Origin of the sequence: Rhodococcus gannanensis (assembly GCF_042681175.1) — a bacterium.
GTDB lineage: Bacteria > Actinomycetota > Actinomycetes > Mycobacteriales > Mycobacteriaceae > Rhodococcus_G > Rhodococcus_G gannanensis.
The window spans coordinates 246311-264518 of sequence record NZ_JBHUFB010000020.1 but is presented as its reverse complement, the minus strand read 5'-3'; the positions used below and the strand labels follow the sequence as shown (position 1 = coordinate 264518).

Annotated in this window: 19 protein-coding genes; 14 read left to right on the top strand and 5 right to left on the bottom strand. The window is 68.9% G+C overall.

Annotated elements, in window-relative coordinates; translation table 11 throughout:
* The first annotated feature begins 23 nt into the window (after window positions 1-23).
* From ACFSJG_RS22020 to tuf, 10 genes are all read left to right on the top strand, one after another.
* A complete protein-coding gene (locus ACFSJG_RS22020; RefSeq protein ID WP_378487366.1) occupies window positions 24-1622 on the top strand; it encodes an acyl-CoA carboxylase subunit beta in 1599 nt (532 codons plus the stop codon).
* A gap of 7 nt (window positions 1623-1629) precedes the next feature.
* The gene (locus tag ACFSJG_RS22015; protein ID WP_378487365.1) at window positions 1630-3642 is read left to right on the top strand and encodes an ATP-binding protein; all 2013 of its coding nucleotides are present in this window, start codon (window positions 1630-1632) and stop codon (window positions 3640-3642) included.
* Window positions 3643-3647: 5 nt separating this feature from the next.
* The gene (locus ACFSJG_RS22010) at window positions 3648-4808 is read left to right on the top strand and encodes an acyl-CoA dehydrogenase family protein (RefSeq protein ID WP_378487364.1); all 1161 of its coding nucleotides are present in this window, start codon (window positions 3648-3650) and stop codon (window positions 4806-4808) included.
* Complete coding sequence (locus ACFSJG_RS22005) at window positions 4808-5590, top strand: enoyl-CoA hydratase family protein (protein WP_378487363.1); 783 nt, start codon at window positions 4808-4810, stop codon at window positions 5588-5590. Before ACFSJG_RS22010 ends, ACFSJG_RS22005 begins: the two co-directional genes overlap by 1 nt.
* Window positions 5591-5629: 39 nt before the next feature.
* Window positions 5630-6229, top strand: coding sequence for a TetR/AcrR family transcriptional regulator (locus ACFSJG_RS22000; protein WP_378487362.1), 600 nt, complete (start codon window positions 5630-5632; stop codon window positions 6227-6229).
* Window positions 6230-6349: 120 nt separating this feature from the next.
* Complete coding sequence (locus ACFSJG_RS21995) at window positions 6350-7828, top strand: wax ester/triacylglycerol synthase domain-containing protein (RefSeq protein WP_378487361.1); 1479 nt, start codon at window positions 6350-6352, stop codon at window positions 7826-7828.
* A gap of 300 nt (window positions 7829-8128) precedes the next feature.
* Window positions 8129-8503: a 30S ribosomal protein S12 gene (gene rpsL, locus ACFSJG_RS21990; protein ID WP_007531705.1), complete on the top strand. Its 375-nt coding sequence runs from the start codon at window positions 8129-8131 to the stop codon at window positions 8501-8503.
* Window positions 8503-8973 (top strand): 30S ribosomal protein S7, encoded by a 471-nt coding sequence (gene rpsG, locus ACFSJG_RS21985; protein ID WP_007531707.1) that lies wholly within the window; start codon window positions 8503-8505, stop codon window positions 8971-8973. Before rpsL ends, rpsG begins: the two co-directional genes overlap by 1 nt.
* Window positions 8974-9113: 140 nt before the next feature.
* On the top strand, window positions 9114-11216 hold the full coding sequence (gene fusA / locus ACFSJG_RS21980) for an elongation factor G (protein WP_378487360.1): 2103 nt from the start codon (window positions 9114-9116) through the stop codon (window positions 11214-11216).
* Between the two features lie 107 nt (window positions 11217-11323).
* Window positions 11324-12514 carry an elongation factor Tu gene (gene tuf / locus ACFSJG_RS21975; protein WP_378487359.1) on the top strand — a complete coding sequence of 397 codons (1191 nt, stop codon included), beginning with the start codon at window positions 11324-11326 and terminating at the stop codon, window positions 12512-12514.
* Between the two features lie 147 nt (window positions 12515-12661).
* Here tuf and ACFSJG_RS21970 read toward each other — a convergent pair whose 3' ends face one another.
* The 5 genes from ACFSJG_RS21970 to ACFSJG_RS21950 are packed head-to-tail and all read right to left on the bottom strand — an operon-like array spanning window position 12662 to window position 15257.
* Complete coding sequence (locus ACFSJG_RS21970; RefSeq protein ID WP_378487358.1) at window positions 12662-13285, bottom strand: hypothetical protein; 624 nt, start codon at window positions 13283-13285, stop codon at window positions 12662-12664.
* A complete protein-coding gene (locus ACFSJG_RS21965) occupies window positions 13282-14283 on the bottom strand; it encodes a DUF6286 domain-containing protein (RefSeq protein WP_378487357.1) in 1002 nt (333 codons plus the stop codon). Before ACFSJG_RS21965 ends, ACFSJG_RS21970 begins: the two co-directional genes overlap by 4 nt.
* Entirely contained in the window at window positions 14276-14455 is a 180-nt protein-coding gene (locus ACFSJG_RS21960; RefSeq protein ID WP_007531717.1) for a hypothetical protein, read from the bottom strand. Before ACFSJG_RS21960 ends, ACFSJG_RS21965 begins: the two co-directional genes overlap by 8 nt.
* Entirely contained in the window at window positions 14452-14784 is a 333-nt protein-coding gene (locus ACFSJG_RS21955; RefSeq protein ID WP_378487356.1) for an Asp23/Gls24 family envelope stress response protein, read from the bottom strand. The genes ACFSJG_RS21960 and ACFSJG_RS21955 overlap by 4 nt, the downstream gene beginning before the upstream one ends.
* Window positions 14781-15257: an Asp23/Gls24 family envelope stress response protein gene (locus tag ACFSJG_RS21950; RefSeq protein ID WP_378487355.1), complete on the bottom strand. Its 477-nt coding sequence runs from the start codon at window positions 15255-15257 to the stop codon at window positions 14781-14783. Before ACFSJG_RS21950 ends, ACFSJG_RS21955 begins: the two co-directional genes overlap by 4 nt.
* A gap of 93 nt (window positions 15258-15350) precedes the next feature.
* Between ACFSJG_RS21950 and ACFSJG_RS21945 the strand changes: the two genes are divergently transcribed.
* The 4 genes from ACFSJG_RS21945 to ACFSJG_RS21930 all read left to right on the top strand — a co-directional run bounded on the left by ACFSJG_RS21945 (window position 15351) and on the right by ACFSJG_RS21930 (window position 18202).
* Window positions 15351-15890: a hypothetical protein gene (locus tag ACFSJG_RS21945; RefSeq protein WP_378487354.1), complete on the top strand. Its 540-nt coding sequence runs from the start codon at window positions 15351-15353 to the stop codon at window positions 15888-15890.
* The gene (locus ACFSJG_RS21940) at window positions 15887-16429 is read left to right on the top strand and encodes a twin-arginine translocation pathway signal (RefSeq protein WP_378487353.1); all 543 of its coding nucleotides are present in this window, start codon (window positions 15887-15889) and stop codon (window positions 16427-16429) included. Before ACFSJG_RS21945 ends, ACFSJG_RS21940 begins: the two co-directional genes overlap by 4 nt.
* Before the next feature lie 87 nt (window positions 16430-16516).
* Window positions 16517-17719 carry an NAD(P)/FAD-dependent oxidoreductase gene (locus tag ACFSJG_RS21935; RefSeq protein WP_378487352.1) on the top strand — a complete coding sequence of 401 codons (1203 nt, stop codon included), beginning with the start codon at window positions 16517-16519 and terminating at the stop codon, window positions 17717-17719.
* A 54-nt stretch (window positions 17720-17773) separates the two neighbouring features.
* On the top strand, window positions 17774-18202 hold the full coding sequence (locus tag ACFSJG_RS21930) for a Zn-ribbon domain-containing OB-fold protein (RefSeq protein ID WP_378487351.1): 429 nt from the start codon (window positions 17774-17776) through the stop codon (window positions 18200-18202).
* Window positions 18203-18208: the final 6 nt, after the last annotated feature.

Below are 18208 nucleotides of genomic sequence, written 5' to 3'. Positions count from 1 at the left end.
ATGACCCAGTGGGGTGGACAACGATGACAGTGATCGGATCGACGATCGACACGGCAGGGGAGGCGTACGTCGCCGCCGCCGAGTCGACGACAACGAAGCTCGCCGAGATCGACGGCGAGCTGCAGAAGGCACTCGCCGGGGGCGGTGAGAGGGCCGTCGAGAGGCACCGGAAGCGCGGCAAGCTCCCCGCTCGCGAGCGGATCGAGCTGCTGATCGACGAGGACTCGCCGTTCCTCGAGTTGTGCACGCTCGCGGCGTGGGGCAGCGACTTCCCCGTCGGCGCCAACGTCGTCACCGGTATCGGTGTCGTCGAGGGCGTCGAGTGCATGATCGTCGCCAACGACCCCACGTCCCGTGGTGGCGCCAGCAACCCGTGGACGATCAAGAAGAGCTTTCGGATCAACGAGATCGCGCAGCAGAACCGGCTTCCGATCATCTCGCTGGTCGAGTCCGGCGGCGCCGACCTGCCCACGCAGAAGGAGGTCTTCATCCCGGGCGGCCGGATGTTCCGCGACCTCACGCGGGCGTCGGCGGCCGGAATCCCTACCGTGGCACTGGTGTTCGGCAACTCCACCGCGGGTGGTGCGTACATCCCCGGCATGTCCGACCACGTGGTGATGATCAAGGAACAGTCGAAGGTGTTCCTGGGTGGGCCGCCGCTGGTGAAGATGGCGACCGGTGAGGAGTCCGACGACGAATCGCTCGGCGGCGCCGAGATGCACGCCCGCAAGTCCGGGCTCGCCGACTACTTCGCGCAGGACGAGTACGACGCGATCCGGATCGGGCGCAGCATCGTCAAGCGCCTCAACTGGCGCAAGCAGGGCCCGGCGCCCCGCGCCGAGGTGATCGAACCGCTCTTCGACTCCGAGGAACTGCTCGGCATCGTTCCGGCCGACCTGAAGGTCCCGTTCGATCCGCGCGAGGTCGTCGCGCGCATCGTGGACGGCTCCGACTTCGACGAGTTCAAACCGCTCTACGGCAGTTCGCTGGTCACCGGCTGGGCCGAACTGCACGGCTATCCGGTCGGCATCCTCGCCAACGCGCGCGGAGTGCTGTTCTCGGAGGAGGCGCAGAAGGCGACCCAGTTCATCCAGCTCGCCAACCGCGCGAACACCCCACTGATCTTCCTGCACAACACGACCGGATACATGGTCGGCAAGGAGTACGAGCAGGGCGGCATCATCAAGCACGGCGCGATGATGATCAACGCGGTGTCGAACTCGACGGTCCCGCACATCTCGATCCTGATGGGCGCGTCCTACGGCGCCGGCCACTACGGGATGTGCGGACGCGCCTACGATCCGCGTTTCCTGTTCGCGTGGCCCAGCGCGAAGTCCGCCGTCATGGGACCGGCGCAGCTGGCGGGCGTCGTCTCGATCGTCGCCCGCGGGAGTGCCGAGGCGAAGGGTCTGCCGTTCGACGAGGAAGCCGACAAGGGCATGCGTGCCATGGTCGAGGCCCAGATCGAGGCCGAGTCGCTGCCGATGTTCCTCTCCGGCCGCGTCTACGACGACGGCATCATCGACCCGCGCGACACCCGCACCGTGCTGGGTATGTGTCTCTCGGCGATCGCCACCGCCCCGATCGAAGGCACCGAGAACTTCGGTGTCTTCAGAATGTGAGCCCCCCGTGACTGTCACCAACACTGCCGTCACCTCCGTCCTGGTTGCGAACCGTGGCGAGATCGCTCGGCGCGTGTTCGCCAGCGCCCGTGCCGCGGGCATCGCGACCGTCGCCGTGTACTCCGACGCGGACGCCGACTCCCCGCACGTGCGTGAGGCAGACGTCGCGGTCCGGCTGCCCGGCAACACCGCCGCCGACACCTACCTGCGGGGCGAGAAGATCATCGCGGCGGCGCTCGCCGCCGGCGCGAACGCGATCCATCCCGGCTACGGATTCCTCTCCGAGAACGCCGAATTCGCGAAGTCCGTCCAGGACGCGGGACTGACGTGGATCGGGCCGCCGGTCAAGTCGATCGAGCTGATGGGCTCGAAGGTCGAGTCGAAGAAGATGATGGCCGCGGCCGGTGTCCCCGTCCTCGCCGAACTCGATCCCGACGAGGTGACCGAGGCCGATCTCCCCGTCCTGGTCAAGGCGTCCGCGGGCGGTGGCGGACGCGGCATGCGGGTCGTACGCACGCTCGCCGAGCTGCCCGGTCAGATCGAGGGCGCGGCCGCCGAGGCGCTGTCGGCGTTCGGCGACTCGACCGTCTTCTGCGAGCGCTACCTCGAAACCGGTCGTCACATCGAGGTCCAGGTCATGGCGGACGCCCACGGCACCGTCTGGGCCGTCGGCGAACGGGAGTGCTCCATCCAGCGCAGGCACCAGAAGGTGGTCGAGGAAGCCCCCTCGCCGCTGGTCGAGAAGCTCGACGCCGACGGTGCGGGCATGCGCGACAAGCTGTTCCAGGCTGCCGTGGACGCCGCCGCGGCGATCGGCTACGAGGGAGCCGGGACCGTCGAGTTCCTGGCAGACGAGGTCGGCGGTTTCTACTTCCTGGAGATGAACACCCGGCTCCAGGTCGAGCACCCGGTCACCGAGCTGACGACGGGGCTGGACCTGGTCGAGCTGCAGATCGAGGTGGCGCAGGGTCGCGCGTTGCCCGCGCAGTCGCCGGCGTCCCACGGCCATGCGATCGAGGTTCGTCTCTACGCGGAGGACCCGGCGCAGGACTGGCAGCCGCAGTCGGGGACCGTGCACCGCATCGAGATTCCCGGTGTCGACACCGAATTCGGTGTGCCGTCGGCGCCGCGTGGCCTCCGGCTCGACTCTGGCATCGTCGACGGCTCGGTCGTCGGCGTCCACTACGACCCGATGCTCGCGAAGGTGATCGCCTGGGCGCCCACCCGCCAGGCCGCGGCGGCGCGGCTCGCGACCGCTCTGGCGCAGGCGAAGATCCACGGGCTGGTCACCAACCGCGACCTCCTCGTCAACGTGCTGCGACATCCCGCGTTCCTGTCCGGGGCCACGGACACCGCGTTCTTCGACCGGCACGGGCTCGATGCACTCGCGGCGCCCGTCGCCTCCGAATCGTCGGAGCGGGTGTCCGCTCTCGCGGCCGCTCTTGCTCAGGCCGCAGCCAACCGGGAGTCGGCGAGGGTCGTCGGTGGGCTGCCGAGCGGCTGGCGCAACGTGCCGTCGCAGCGGCAGCGCAAGGTGTTCGAGAGCGCGACCGCCACACACGAGATCGACTACCGGATCCTGCGCGGCGGTGTCCTCGACACCGACGCCGCCCAGGACGTCGAACTGGTCTCGGCGACACCGGAATCCGTGGTGCTCACCGTCGGAGGGCTGACCCGGAACTTCGCCGTCGCCCGGTACGGCGACGCCGTGTTCGTCGACTCGGCGGCCGGCCCCGGTGCCTTCCGCGCCGTGCCGCGGTTCGTGGACCCGTCCACCGTCGTGGCGGCCGGATCGCTGATCGCGCCGATGCCCGGCACGGTCGTGCGACTCGGGGCGGCCGTCGGGGACCGCGTCACCGCGGGCACCCCGATCCTGTGGCTGGAGGCCATGAAGATGGAGCACACCATCGCCGCCCCCGCGGACGGTGTGCTCACCGAACTGAACGTCGCAGTCGGCCGGCAGGTCGACGTCGGCACCGTTCTCGCGATCGTCGACGACACCACCGAAGCAGGGGAGTGAACGCAATGAGTTTCATCGAGACCGACGAGCAGAAGGAACTGCGCGCCGCAGTCGCCAAGCTCGGCGAGCGCTACAACTACATCGACTACGTGCTGCCCCGGTCGCGGCGTGGCGAGCCGCTGACCGAACTGTGGAACGAGGCGGGCAAACTCGGCTTCCTCGGTGTCAACCTGCCGGAGGAGTACGGCGGCGGCGGAGCCGGCATCTACGAACTCGCCCTCGTGCAGGAGGAACTGGCCGCTCAGGGAGCCGGCCTGCTGCTCGTGGTCGTCTCGCCCGCGATCTGCGGAACGATCATCGGCAAGTACGGAACCGACGAGCAGAAGCAGAAGTGGCTGCCCTCGCTGGCCGACGGCAGCAAGATCATGGCGTTCGGCATCACCGAGCCGGATGCCGGCTCGAACTCGCACCAGATCACCACGACTGCCCGCCGCGACGGCGAGGACTGGATCCTGCGCGGCAACAAGATCTTCATCTCGGGTGTCGATCAGGCGGACGCGGTGCTCATCGTCGCCCGCACCGAGGACCACAAGTCCGGCAAGCTCAAGCCGGCGCTGTTCATCGTTCCCACCGACGCCGAGAACTTCGTGCGGACGCCGATGGAGATGGACATCGTCGAACCCGACCACCAGTACACGCTGTTCCTCGACGACGTGCGACTGCCCGCCGATGCGCTCGTCGGCTCCGAGGACGCGGCGCTGATGCAGCTGTTCGCCGGGCTGAACCCGGAACGCATCCTCGGCGCGGCCATGGCCGTCGGCATGGGCCGCTACGCCATCGAGGCGGCCACGAAGTACGCGAGGGAGCGCACCGTCTGGAAGACGCCGATCGGCGCCCACCAGGGCATCGCGCACCCGTTGGCCCAGTGCAAGATCGAACTGGAGCTGGCGAAGCTCATGATGCAGAAGGCGGCGTCGCTGTACGACGCGGGCGACGACTTCGGCGCCGCCGAGGCCGCGAACATGGCCAAGTACGCCGCGGCCGAGGCGAGCATCAAGGCACTCGACCAGGCGATCCAGACACACGGTGGTGCGGGCCTGACCAAGGAGTACGGCTTGGCGGCCATGCTCGGTGCGGCGCGGATCGCCCGGGTCGCACCCGTCAGCCGCGAGATGATCCTCAACTTCGTCTCCCAGCACTCGCTCCGCCTGCCGAGGTCGTACTGATGACCGACCGGGTCGTGCGGTACGAGGTCGCGGGTGGGTTCGCCACCGTGACGCTGGACTCACCGCACAACCGCAACGCCATATCGACGCGGCTGGTCTCCGAACTGCGTCAGGGGCTCGCCGATGCCGCGGCGGACCCCGGCGTCCGCGCCGTCGTGCTCACACACACCGGGGGCACCTTCTGCGCCGGAGCCGACTTGTCGGAGGCGAGCGGCGCCTCGGAGGATCCGGCGACCCTGGCGGCGCAACGCACCACCGCCATGACCGAACTGCTGCGGGCGTTCCTGGAACTGCCCAAGCCGATCGTCGGGAGGATCGACGGGCACGTCCGGGCCGGCGGCATGGGGCTGGTCGGCGCGTGCGACCTGGTGGCGGCGGGCCCGTCGAGCACCTTCGCGCTGACGGAGTCGCGGCTCGGCCTGGCCGCGTCGATCATCTCCCTCACGGTGCTGCCGCGGATGACGTCACGGGCGGCGGGCCGCTACTTCCTCACCGGCGAGAAGTTCGACGCTGCGGTGGCCGAGTCGATCGGGCTGATCACCTCGGCCGCTGCGGACGTCGACGCGACCGTCGAGGCCTGGCTGGGGGAGTTGGCGTCGGCGTCGCCGCAGGGTCTCGCGGAGTCCAAGCGGCTGACGACGACGCGGATGCTCGCCGACTTCGACCGGTACGGTTCCGACGTGGCCGCACAGTCGGCCCGGTTGTTCGGCTCGGCTGAGGCGGTCGAGGGGATGACGGCATTCCTGCAGCGCCGCCCGCCGTCGTGGGCGCCGGCGCCGTAGCCGGGACGGCTCGAGGTCGAGAGAGAACAGGTGTGAGCGATGCGTGAACCGCAGCAGGACCGCAGTCGGGTGACCCGGCAACGGCTGCTCGAGGCGACCATCGACTGTCTCGCGGAGAACGGGTGGGCGGCGACCACGGTCGGGGTCGTCGCCACCCGCGCGGGGGTGTCCCGCGGAGCGGCGCAGCACCACTTCCCCACCCGGGAGGACCTCATCACCGCTGCCCTGGAGTACATGTTCGACACCCGGATGCAGATGGCGCGGGAGGAGGCCGTCGACCTGCCGGTCGGGGAGGGACGTACGGTCGCGGTCGTCGAGCGGCTCGTCGAGTACTACACGGGGACGCTGTTCAAGGCGGCCCTGCAGGTGTGGACAGCCGCGGCGTCGGATCCCGCACTGCGCGAGTGGGTGCTGCCGCTCGAGGACCGGTTCGGTCGCACCGCGCACCGGATGGCCGTCGACCAGCTCGGGGTGGACGGCAGCGACCCGGCGGTGCGTGCCGCTGTCCAGGCGACACTGGACCTGGCGCGCGGACTCGGGCTCGCGGACCTGCTCACCGACGACTCCGCCCGCCGCGCGGAAGTGGTCCGGCAGTGGGCGTCGTCGCTCGACGCGCAACTGGGAGCCAGGTCGCGCTGACGGCCCCGGAGCCGGTGCACGTGCTGGTGAGCCGGTGAAACCGGACGGTTGGCATTAGGCTGTCCTCTCGACCCGGTGGACCATCCGGCGCGGCGGAGAACAGCACCATGGGCGGAACACATGCATCGACTGACGGCGACAGACGCGACGCACGTGCTGGCGGAGTCCGGATCGCACATCTCGCGAATCATCGACGGGTACGTGTTCGACCCGGCCGGCGCGACCGTGGACCGGGACACCGTCCTGGAGTGGCTCACTCCGCGAATCGAGCACTCCCCGGTGTTCCGCAGCGTGATCCGGCGTGTACCCGGCGACCTCGAGTACCCGTACTGGGCGCCGGCCACCGACTTCGACCTCCGTGACCACGTGACGGTCGAGCCCGCCCGGGCACCCGGGTGGCTCGCCGTCCGCGACCGGATCGTGGAGACATGCACTACCCGACTACCTGCCGGGAAGCCCCCGTGGGAGCTGCTGGTCGTCACCGGGATCACCGGAGTGGACCGATTCCCCGACGGCGCGTGCGTCGTCGTGCTGAAGATGCACCACGGCGTCGGCGACGGCATGGCGACCGTCGAGTTCGCGCGTGAACTCTTTGCAGCACAACCGCTTCCGGCTCGGGACGGCTATCGACCCGTCGGTACGGCCGGAGCGCTCACCCGCGCGCTGGTGCGGATTCCGGGCAACCTCGTCCGTTTCGCGCGCGGCTCGGTTCGTGCACAGGTGCTGGGCAGGGCGGCCGCCCGGGCCGCGGCGACCGGGGAGATCCGGACGCCGCAGTTCAGGTGGCCCACGACGCGGTTCAACCGTCGGCACGGTGGCGGCATCTCGTTCGACGTGGTGACTCTCGACCTCGCCGAGATCCGGTCGCTGCGGTCGCGGCATCCCGGAGTCGCCGTCACCGATGTCGTCGTCGCGGTGATCGGCGACGCGATGGTGTCGTACCTGCGCGAGCACGGTGAGATTCCGAACGGATCGCTCGGCGGCAAGGTCTCCTACTCGATGCGCGGGTCGCTCGACTCGGCAGGCACCACCGACACCGCAGCGCACGCGGGTGACGCGACGTCCGGCAACAACTTCGTCGTGCTGACGGTCGACCTGAACACGGACACCGAGGATCCGGTGGCGCGGCTGCGCGCGATCCACGAGTCGATGGCGGCCGAGAAGCGCAGGTTCTCGAATCCCGCGGTCGCCGAGCTCGCCGAGGCACTCGACTACGCGCCCGCCGTGTACGTCGACTGGCTGGTCTGGCGCCGGTCCCGTCTGCCGATCGGCGAGGGGGAGACGGTGGCACTGGGGAACACCATGGTGTCCAACGTCCCGCGCAAGGCCGACGACATGCGGTTCCTCGGTGGCCGGGCGATCGAGTCGTTCGGGATCCTCGGGGTCGCGGACGGCACCCGGCTGAATCACTTCGTGGCGTCGGTCGGCGACCGGCTGACGATCACCTTCGCCGTCGATCCCGACGTGATGCCCGATCCCGAGCGATACGCGGAGGCACTTCGGCGGGCGTTCGAGACGGTGGTCGATGCACATCGCGCACGCGTCGAGGGCGGGGTCGGTGCCACCGAGGAGGGCCTCGGGGTGGTCGAGGAGGCCTGACGCCCGTCCGGGCTGCTCACTTTGACCTTCTTGTCTGCGGGCGGGTATTGTTGTAGGTCGTGTCCGGACTATCCGGGCCGATTTGTGTGCCTAGCGAGGTAAAGCCGTGCGCGCAGTCGCGTCGTGAATGACGCGAGGGCGAGTATCCGGCTGCCTGTGTGGGGGTATGCGACACGCCCGACCTCGTGGTCGAGGAACGGGTGAGGAGCAGCGTTTTCTTGCTCCAACTGCTAGATCCCTGAATACACACCAGTCCGCTCTCCCCGTGGGGGAACGGACGAAAAAGAAGAAAGCCGGTATATGCCAACCATCAACCAGTTGGTCCGCAAGGGGCGGCACGACAAGCCGTCCAAGCAGAAGACCGCTGCACTGAAGGGCAGCCCGCAGCGTCGTGGCGTGTGCACCCGCGTGTACACCACGACCCCGAAGAAGCCGAACTCCGCGCTGCGTAAGGTCGCCCGTGTGCGCCTGACCAGCTCCGTCGAGGTCACCGCGTACATCCCCGGTGAGGGCCACAACCTGCAGGAGCACTCGATGGTGCTCGTCCGCGGCGGTCGTGTGAAGGACCTCCCGGGTGTTCGCTACAAGATCATCCGCGGCTCGCTCGACACCCAGGGTGTCAAGAACCGCAAGCAGGCGCGTAGCCGCTACGGCGCGAAGAAGGAGAAGGGCTGATGCCTCGTAAGGGTCCCGCTCCCAAGCGGCCGCTCGTCGCGGATCCGGTCTACGGTTCCCCGCTGGTCACCCAGCTCGTCAACAAGATCCTGCTGGACGGCAAGAAGTCCACGGCCGAGCGCATCGTCTACGGCGCGCTCGAGCAGGCGCGTGAGAAGACCGGCACCGATCCGGTCGTCACCCTCAAGCGCGCGCTGGACAACGTCAAGCCTGCCCTCGAGGTCCGCAGCCGTCGTGTCGGTGGCGCCACCTACCAGGTGCCGGTCGAGGTTCGCCCCGGCCGCTCCACCACCCTCGCGCTTCGCTGGCTGGTCACGTTCTCGCGTGCCCGCCGTGAAAAGACGATGGTCGAGCGCCTCGCCAACGAGCTCCTCGACGCCAGCAATGGCCTCGGTGCAGCCGTGAAGCGTCGCGAAGACACTCACAAGATGGCTGAAGCCAACAAGGCGTTCGCGCACTACCGCTGGTGATTCGACACCGGGCGGCATCCGCACACGGATGCCGCCCGGGCGTCGTCACTGCAGTGTCGGGTCCGATCAGGGCCGGCTGCGACAAAAAAGAAGACGTGGTCCGGTAGGGCCGACACAAGCTACGAGCGGGGAAGAATCCTGTGGCACAGGAAGTGCTGACCGACCTGAACAAGGTCCGCAACATCGGCATCATGGCGCACATCGATGCCGGTAAGACCACCACCACCGAGCGCATCCTCTTCTACACCGGTGTGAACTACAAGATCGGTGAGACCCACGACGGTGCGTCGACGACGGACTGGATGGAGCAGGAGAAGGAGCGTGGTATCACCATCACCTCCGCTGCTGTGACCTGTTTCTGGAACAAGAACCAGATCAACATCATCGACACGCCCGGCCACGTCGACTTCACGGTCGAGGTCGAGCGTTCGCTCCGCGTCCTCGACGGCGCCGTTGCCGTCTTCGACGGCAAGGAAGGCGTCGAGCCCCAGTCCGAGCAGGTCTGGCGCCAGGCTGCCAAGTACGACGTTCCGCGCATCTGCTTCGTCAACAAGATGGACAAGATGGGCGCGGACTTCTACTTCACCGTGCAGACCATCATCGACCGCCTCGGCGCGAAGCCGCTGGTCCTCCAGCTGCCGATCGGTGCCGAGGACGACTTCGACGGCGTCGTCGACCTCGTCGAGATGCGCGCCATCACCTGGCGTGGCGTGGTGCCGACCGGTGCCGAGCCGACCATCGAGGAGATCCCCGCGGATCTGGCCGACAAGGCCGCCGAGTACCGCGAGAAGCTGCTCGAGACCGTTGCCGAGTCCGACGAAGCTCTCATGGAGAAGTACTTCGGCGGCGAGGAGCTCACGGTCGAGGAGATCAAGGGCGCCATCCGCAAGATGACGGTCAACTCCGAGCTGTACCCGGTGCTGTGTGGCTCCGCGTTCAAGAACAAGGGTGTTCAGCCCATGCTCGACGCGGTCATCGACTACCTGCCGAACCCGCTCGACATCGGCGAGGTGCACGGTCACGCCCTCAACAACGAGGAAGAAGACCTCACCCGCAAGCCGAGCAAGGAAGAGCCGTTCTCGGCTCTCGCGTTCAAGATCGCGGCGCACCCGTTCTTCGGCAAGCTGACCTTCGTGCGCGTCTACTCGGGTCGGATCGATCCGGGCGCCCAGGTGCTCAACGCCACCAAGGGCAAGAAGGAGCGCATCGGCAAGCTCTTCCAGATGCACGCCAACAAGGAGAACCCGGTCGACGAGGCCGTCGCGGGCCACATCTACGCGATGATCGGCCTGAAGGACACCACGACCGGTGACACCCTGTGCGCGCAGGACGCCCCGATCGTCCTCGAGTCGATGAGCTTCCCGGACCCGGTCATCCAGGTCTCGATCGAGCCCAAGACCAAGTCCGACCAGGAGAAGCTGGGCACCGCGATCCAGAAGCTGGCCGAAGAGGACCCGACCTTCTCCGTCGAGCTCGACGAGGAGACCGGCCAGACCGTCATCGGCGGCATGGGCGAGCTCCACCTCGACATCCTCGTCGACCGCATGCGTCGCGAGTTCAAGGTCGAGGCCAACGTCGGCAAGCCGCAGGTCGCGTACCGCGAGACCATCACCAAGACGGTCGACAAGCACGAGTTCACCCACAAGAAGCAGACCGGTGGTTCCGGTCAGTTCGCGAAGGTGATCATCGCGCTCGAGCCCTACCTCGGTGAAGACGGCGAGTCCTACGCGTTCGAGAACAAGGTCTCCGGTGGCCGCGTTCCGCGTGAGTACATCCCGTCCGTGGACCACGGAGCTCAGGACGCCATGCAGTACGGCGTGCTCGCCGGCTACCCGCTGGTGAACCTGAAGCTGACCCTGCTCGACGGCGCGTACCACGACGTCGACTCCTCGGAAATGGCCTTCAAGGTCGCCGGTTCGCAGGCGCTCAAGGAAGCTGCCCGCAAGGCCGGCCCGGTCATTCTCGAGCCCCTCATGGCCGTCGAGGTCACCACCCCCGAGGACTACATGGGTGAAGTGATCGGCGACCTCAACTCCCGCCGTGGCCAGATCCAGGCCATGGAGGAACGCAGTGGTGCCCGTGTCGTGAAGGCGCTGGTTCCGCTCTCGGAGATGTTCGGCTACATCGGCGACCTGCGGTCGAAGACCCAGGGTCGCGCGAACTTCTCCATGGTGTTTGATTCCTACGCAGAGGTTCCCGCGAACGTCTCGAAGGAAATCATCGCCAAGGCGACCGGCGAGTAATAACTGCTGGGAGCAAGACCGCTGGCGACTTGTCACCAGCAGAGCACGACCAAGTAAGAACCAACACTGCTGCGATTTACGCAAGCAACACAACAGGAGGCCATCAAGTGGCGAAGGCGAAGTTCGAGCGGACGAAGCCGCACGTCAACATCGGGACCATCGGTCACGTTGACCACGGCAAGACGACGCTGACCGCGGCCATCACCAAGGTCCTGCACGACAAGTACCCGGATCTGAACGAGGCTTCGGCCTTCGACCAGATCGACAAGGCGCCTGAGGAGAAGGCTCGTGGTATCACGATCAACATCTCCCACGTCGAGTACCAGACCGACAAGCGCCACTACGCGCACGTCGACGCGCCGGGCCACGCCGACTACATCAAGAACATGATCACCGGTGCCGCTCAGATGGACGGCGCGATCCTCGTTGTCGCCGCCACCGACGGCCCGATGCCCCAGACGCGTGAGCACGTGCTGCTCGCCCGCCAGGTCGGCGTGCCCTACATCCTCGTCGCCCTGAACAAGGCCGACATGGTCGACGACGAGGAAATCCTCGAGCTCGTCGAGATGGAGGTCCGCGAGCTGCTGGCTTCGCAGGAGTTCGACGAGGACGCTCCGGTTGTCCCCGTCTCCGCTCTGAAGGCGCTCGAGGGCGACGAGAAGTGGGGCCAGTCGGTCCTCGACCTCATGCAGGCCGTCGACGACTCCATTCCGGACCCGGTCCGTGAGACCGACAAGCCGTTCCTCATGCCCGTCGAGGACGTCTTCACCATCACGGGTCGTGGCACCGTCGTCACCGGTCGTATCGAGCGCGGCATCATCAACGTGAACGAAGAGGTCGAGATCGTCGGCATCCGCCCGACGTCCACCAAGACCACGGTCACGGGCATCGAGATGTTCCGCAAGCTGCTCGACTCGGGCCAGGCGGGCGACAACGTCGGCCTCCTCGTCCGTGGCATCAAGCGCGAGGACGTCGAGCGCGGCCAGGTCATCGTGAAGCCGGGCACCACCACCCCGCACACGGAGTTCGAGGGCCAGGCGTACATCCTGTCGAAGGACGAGGGCGGCCGCCACACCCCGTTCTTCAACAACTACCGCCCGCAGTTCTACTTCCGTACCACGGACGTCACGGGCGTCGTGACCCTCCCCGAGGGCACCGAGATGGTCATGCCCGGTGACAACACCGAGATGTCCGTCGTGCTGATCCAGCCGGTCGCCATGGACGAGGGCCTGCGGTTCGCGATCCGTGAGGGTGGCCGCACCGTCGGCGCCGGTCGCGTCACCAAGATCACCAAGTGATGTCACCTTCCCGGTGATTGCTTGCTGATCGAAGCAAGAACAGCCCACACGGCGTCCACCCTTCGGGGTGGGCGCCGTGTGGCGTTTGCGGGATCGGATCGAGAGGCAGGCAACGGGATCGGGGCGCTGCGGCGCCCCACCCCGACGTCAGTCGGCGGTCGAGGGTGAACTCGGTCCCTGCTCCGCGGCGGTCGTGGTCGACTGTTCCGCCGGGCTCAGGTGCAGCAGGACCTGCGCGGCGACGGGCGCACCGGGCAGCGCCGTGGCCATCGACCTCGCGAACGCCTCTGCGCTGCGCGTGAAGTCGGCGACGTCGATGCTCGGGTCGGCGACGACGGTGACCCGCAGCGTCGCGAGCCCGCGGTCGTCGACGGCGGTCCGGCGCACGCTCCGCACACCGTCGAGGCCGGCGAGCTCGGCGGCCAGGCCCTCGGCCAGCGGGCCGGGATCCACCGACAACGAGGCGTCGCCGCCCGACGGAGCCGGACCGGAGGGAATCACCGGCATGGTCTCGGGACGGCTGCGCCGCAGGTTCAGCAGCAGAAGCGTCAGGCCGGCGAGGACAGAGACCACCGCGGTCACTCCGAGCGCTGTCGGCCACCACGACTGGTCCGGGAGCGCCGCGAACTCCGTACGGTCGAACCGCCGGGCGAACGAGCGAACCGACTCGACCCCGACGATCCAGGTCAATGTCAGCCCCGCGCCCGCGACCAGTAGGGCGCCGGCGGCGAGTGCGACCAGACGGTCGACGACCGACGTGCGCCGATTCACGACTTCGCCCTTCCGACCCGGACCCGCAGTTCGGTCGGAGAGGTCACCGCGGCCAGGGACGGCTCGACTGCGTCCCGGACCTGTTGTGCGAGAGCGTCACTCGCCACTTCGCCGCTCGGCGTCACGTACACCGTCGCCCGCTTCCGGTCCACCGTCGTGTGGACACCGGTGACGCCGCCGACGGCGCCTGCCCGGGCACTGCACATCCGGGCGACGTCCGTCGGGCGCAGCCACACGACCCCGGTCCCGCCGTCACCGGCAGGAACGTGCGTGCGGGTGCGCGGCATCAACGCCAGGCAGAGCACGACGAGCCCGATCACCCCGGCCGCGACGGCGGCAGGCACCATCCACGTCTGGGAATGCAGGTCGGCCAACCAGTTCACCGAGTTGCGCACCCACGCCGCAGGCGCGATCACGTCCTGCTCGATGAGGAACTCGCGGCCCGCGACCATGCCGAGCGCGATCAACAGGACCGCCACGACCACCGCGACGATCGCGGCGTCGGGTCGCGCCAGAGGTGGCCGGGAGGGGACGGGCGTCGCGCCCTGCTCGTACGCCGCGGCAAGCTGCCGGGCGTCCACGTCGGACGTACCGGCCTCCCGTGGCACGGTGGCGGCGACCACCACGTGCAGGTGTTCGAGCGGCATACCCGTCAGCACCTCGACGCGCTCGGCGACGGTCGCGTGCACCTCACGGGACAGGACGGCGACGGGGGAGGGCCACGACACGGCGACGTAGAGCGTGATCGCGACGGAGTCCGGCCCCGCGGTCACGTCCGCGCGTGGCAGATCGCGTGCGGGCAGCGTCAGCAGTCGGCCCGTGTGCCGCACCACGCCGGGTACCGACAGTGCCGCCGCGACGGCGATCTTCGACACCGCGCGGTCCTTGATCGTGAGCTCTCCGCGGCTACCGCGCTCGAGGTCGACCTCGCTGTGCGGCGTCGCGCTGCCCGGTTCCCCGGACGGCGCCTCCCCGGTGACCGCGACCGGGTCAGCCACGGCCCCTGCTCCGCAGCAGCGCACCGAGGTCGAAGTGGCCGTCGCGATGTGCCCCGATCGCCATGCCGACGGCGCCGAGCATCACCGCGAACACGAATCCGGCGAACCCGCCGAGGATGCCGGCCAGCGCGAGCAGCAGTCCGGCGAGCAGTCCGACGACCGTGCTGTTCATCGCGAGGTTCCTTCCAGGTCTCCGGCGGCCGCCGGCGTGGGGTGGTTCGCGGGCGCGACGTCCTCGACGGTGACGACCACCGGTCCGGCAGCCAGTGGCGCGACCGCGCCGTGAACGGCATCGGCGACGTCGACGACGTTGTGCGGGTACCCGACGACGATGTGGACGGCGCAGCCCGGGTCGGTGAGCCGGACCCCGAGGACGCGGCGTCCCGGCAGGTACGTCGCGACTTCACCGAAGGCGCCGCCGTGCAACCCGGCGACACCCGGAACCTCGAGTACCCGCGCTGCGATCAGGTCGGCCTCGGTGGCGGCGGGCTGGTCGGTCATTGCACCCTCGGTCGCTGGTCCGGCTCGCCCGACTGCTGCGCCTCGTCGAACATGACGACGTCGAAGACGGTGATGTCGACCTCGGTGACCTCGAGTCCGGTCATCCGCTCCACCGCGGCGATCACGTTGCGACGGATCCCGGCGGCGAGTTCGTGGAGGGCGACCCCGTACTCGGCGACGATGCCGATGTCGATCGCGGCCTGTTTCTCTCCCACCTCGACCGCCACGCCCTGCCCGTGGTTGACGCGGGCGCCGGGGATGCGGTCCCGGAGCGCCCCGACGACACGGGCGGTGCCGCCTCCGACATCGAACACGCCGCTGATCTCACGGGTGGCGATTCCGGCGATCTTCGCGACCACCGCGTCGGCGATGATCGTGCGGCCCTGCGCGCCGACCAGTTCGGTCGACGCGGCGGAGGCGAACTGCACGGTGCCGCGGGCGGGGGTGTCGCCGGAATCGGATGCTGTGGTCACCCCTCAACCCTAGTGAGTGTGGAGGGGTCGCGGCGTCTGTGAGGCGGATCACCTACGGTGGAGCGCGCACGGCAGTCGGACGAAGGACGGGGAATGGCGCAGACGCGGGTGGACGGTTCGCCCCCGGCGGTGGAGACCCCTCGGGTCGGGGTGTCGCGGACGGGACGTGTGGTGGTGGCGCTGGCCGTCCTGTGCCTGGTTCTGGTGGGGGTGTGCGGCGTGCTGCTGTGGCAGCTTCGTCAGGCGACCGGTGAGGAGGCCGAGCAGCGCGACGCGGTCGCGGCGGCGACGAAGACCGCGATGAATCTCGCGACCGTCGACCACACGAGCGCGGAGAGCGACGTCCAGCGGGTGCTGGACGGGGCCACCGGCCAGTTCCACGACGAGTTCGCGTCGAGCGCGGAGTCGTTCGTCTCGGTCGTGAAGGACACCGAGGTCACCACCGTCGCGCAGGACGCGGATGCCGCGATCGAGACGTGGGACGGCGGCAGTGGCGTCGTCCTCGTCCAGGTTCGGTCGACGGTCACCAATCGGGTGGAGCCGCAGGAGAAGGCGCGGGTGTGGCGGCTGCGGATGACCGTGGAGGAGTCCGGCGGCGAGTACCGCACGTCCGCGGTGGAGTACGTCTCGTGACCGGGAGCGACAACGTGCAGGAGGCGGGCGCCGTCCCGAACGGGACGACGGGCCGTCGGAATCGGCTCCTCGGCTGGGCTCTCGGTGCCGCGGTCGTGGTGCTCGCGGTGGTTGCGGCGGTGCTGTTCACCCGGGTGGGTCAGGCCGAGGACCTGGTCGACTCCCGGACACGGGACGAGGTGGCGCAGGCCGCTGCGGACGCCTCCGTCGCGCTGCTGACGTACACCCCGGACACCGTCGCCTCCGATCAGTACGCGGCGGCCGAGAAGCTGACGGGCGACTTCCGTGAGCGCTACGGCCGCTACACCGACGCCGTCGTCGTTCCGTCGGCCCGGACGGATCGGATCACGTCGACCGGCACGGTCACCGCGGCGGGAGTGTCCACGGTGGACGGTGACGAGGCCGAGGCTCTCGTCTTCCTGACCCAGGTGACCAGCAGCAACGCATCGCCGGATCCGGTCACCGCGAAGGTCGGCGCACGGGTCGACCTTCGGTTGGTGGACGGGCGGTGGCTGGTCTCCGGGTTCGACGTCTCGTGACGTGGCACTACTGCATCGAGTGCCAATTTGGTATGACTTTCACCACGGTCGATCGCGACCGCGAATGCATCGAAGGGGAATTGCGTCATGGGTGTCGGACGGATCGTGATCGTCGGGGCGGGACTGGCCGGTTTGCGGACCTGCGAGGAACTGCGCAGGGCCGGACACGACGGCGAGATCGTCCTCGTCGGCGAGGAGCGGCACCTGCCCTACGACCGCCCGCCGCTGTCGAAGGACGTCGTCCGCGGTGAGACCGACGACGTGACCCTCAAGCCCGCGGAGTACTACGACGAGCTCCAGGTCGAGCTGCGACTCGGCTCGGCAGCGACCGCACTGGACCCGGCAGCACGCACCGTCACCCTCGCCGACGGCACGGTGCTGGACTACGACCACGCGGTGATCGCCACCGGGCTCACCCCGCGCCGCATTCCCGGACTGCCGGATCTGGCGGGCGTGCACGTGCTGCGCACGCTCGAGGACGCCCACGGCCTCCGCGGCGACCTGGTCGCGGGCAGGAACGCGCTCGTCGTCGGGGCCGGATTCATCGGCTGCGAGGTCGCGGCCAGCATGCGGGCCCGCGGTCTGGACGTCGTCCTCGTCGAGCCCCAGCCGACGCCGTTGGCATCCGTGCTCGGTGAGCAGGTCGGTGCACTCGTGGCGCGGCTGCACAAGGATGAAGGCGTCGACGTGCGCAGTGGAGTCGGACTGGACTCGCTCGTCGGCGACGACCGCGTCACCGGGGCCGTGCTGAGTGACGGCTCCGAGATCGCGGCGGACCTGGTCGTGGTCGGGATCGGCTCGCACCCCGTCACCGGCTGGGTCGAGGGATCGGGCATCGCGCTCGCCGAACGCACCGCGGGCGGCGGAGTGCTTGCCGACGCGACCGGCCGCACCAGCGACCCGAACGTGTGGGTCGTCGGCGACGTGGCGTCCTGGCAGGAGCCCGAGGGAGAGCACCGGCGTGTCGAGCACTGGACCAACGTCGGCGAGCAGGCCAAGGTTGCCGCACACGCCCTCGTGACGGGCGTGGCCCCTGACGCCCCCGCCCAGGTGGCGTACTTCTGGAGCGACCAGTACGACGTGAAGATCCAGGCACTCGGCGAACCGTCCGGTACCGACACCGTCCACGTCGTCCGCGACGACGGACGCAAGTTCCTCGCCTACTACGAACGCGACGGCGCCCTGGTCGCCGTCGTCGGCGGCGGTCTCGCCGGGCCGGTGATGAAGATGCGTGCAAAGGTCGCAGGCCGCGTCCCGATCGGCGAGGTGCTGACCGCTGCCGGGGTCTGATCGGCGGCTGCTCGATCGGCCTCACCGGACGGGCGCCGGGGTTACCGTGAGTGCATGGTGCACGGTCGGCGCGTGCTCCCGGAGTCGACGGAGCTGACCGCGGCGCACTGGACGAGCGGTGCGTCGGGTCGCCTGCTGGTGCAGCGGTGCCTGCAGTGCAGGCGCTGGTCGTTCCCGCCGGTCCCGAACTGCAGGCACTGCTGGTCCGGGCGGCTGGAGTTCGAACCGGTCGGCGGGAAGGGTGCGCTGACGTCGTGGGCAGGCGTTCCCGGCCCACGCACAGCGGGCAGGCTCGTGGGGATCGTCGATCTGGTCGAGGGACCGCGACTGATGCTCGGCGTGGTCGAATGCGATCCGGACGACCTCCGCGTCGGCGCCCCGGTTCGACTGGTGTTCGAGAACGTAGACGACCGGATCTGGCTGCCACTGGCCGAGCTCGAGGAATCCGACCTCTTCGAGGATCGGATCGAGGCGGTGTCGTGAGCGGGC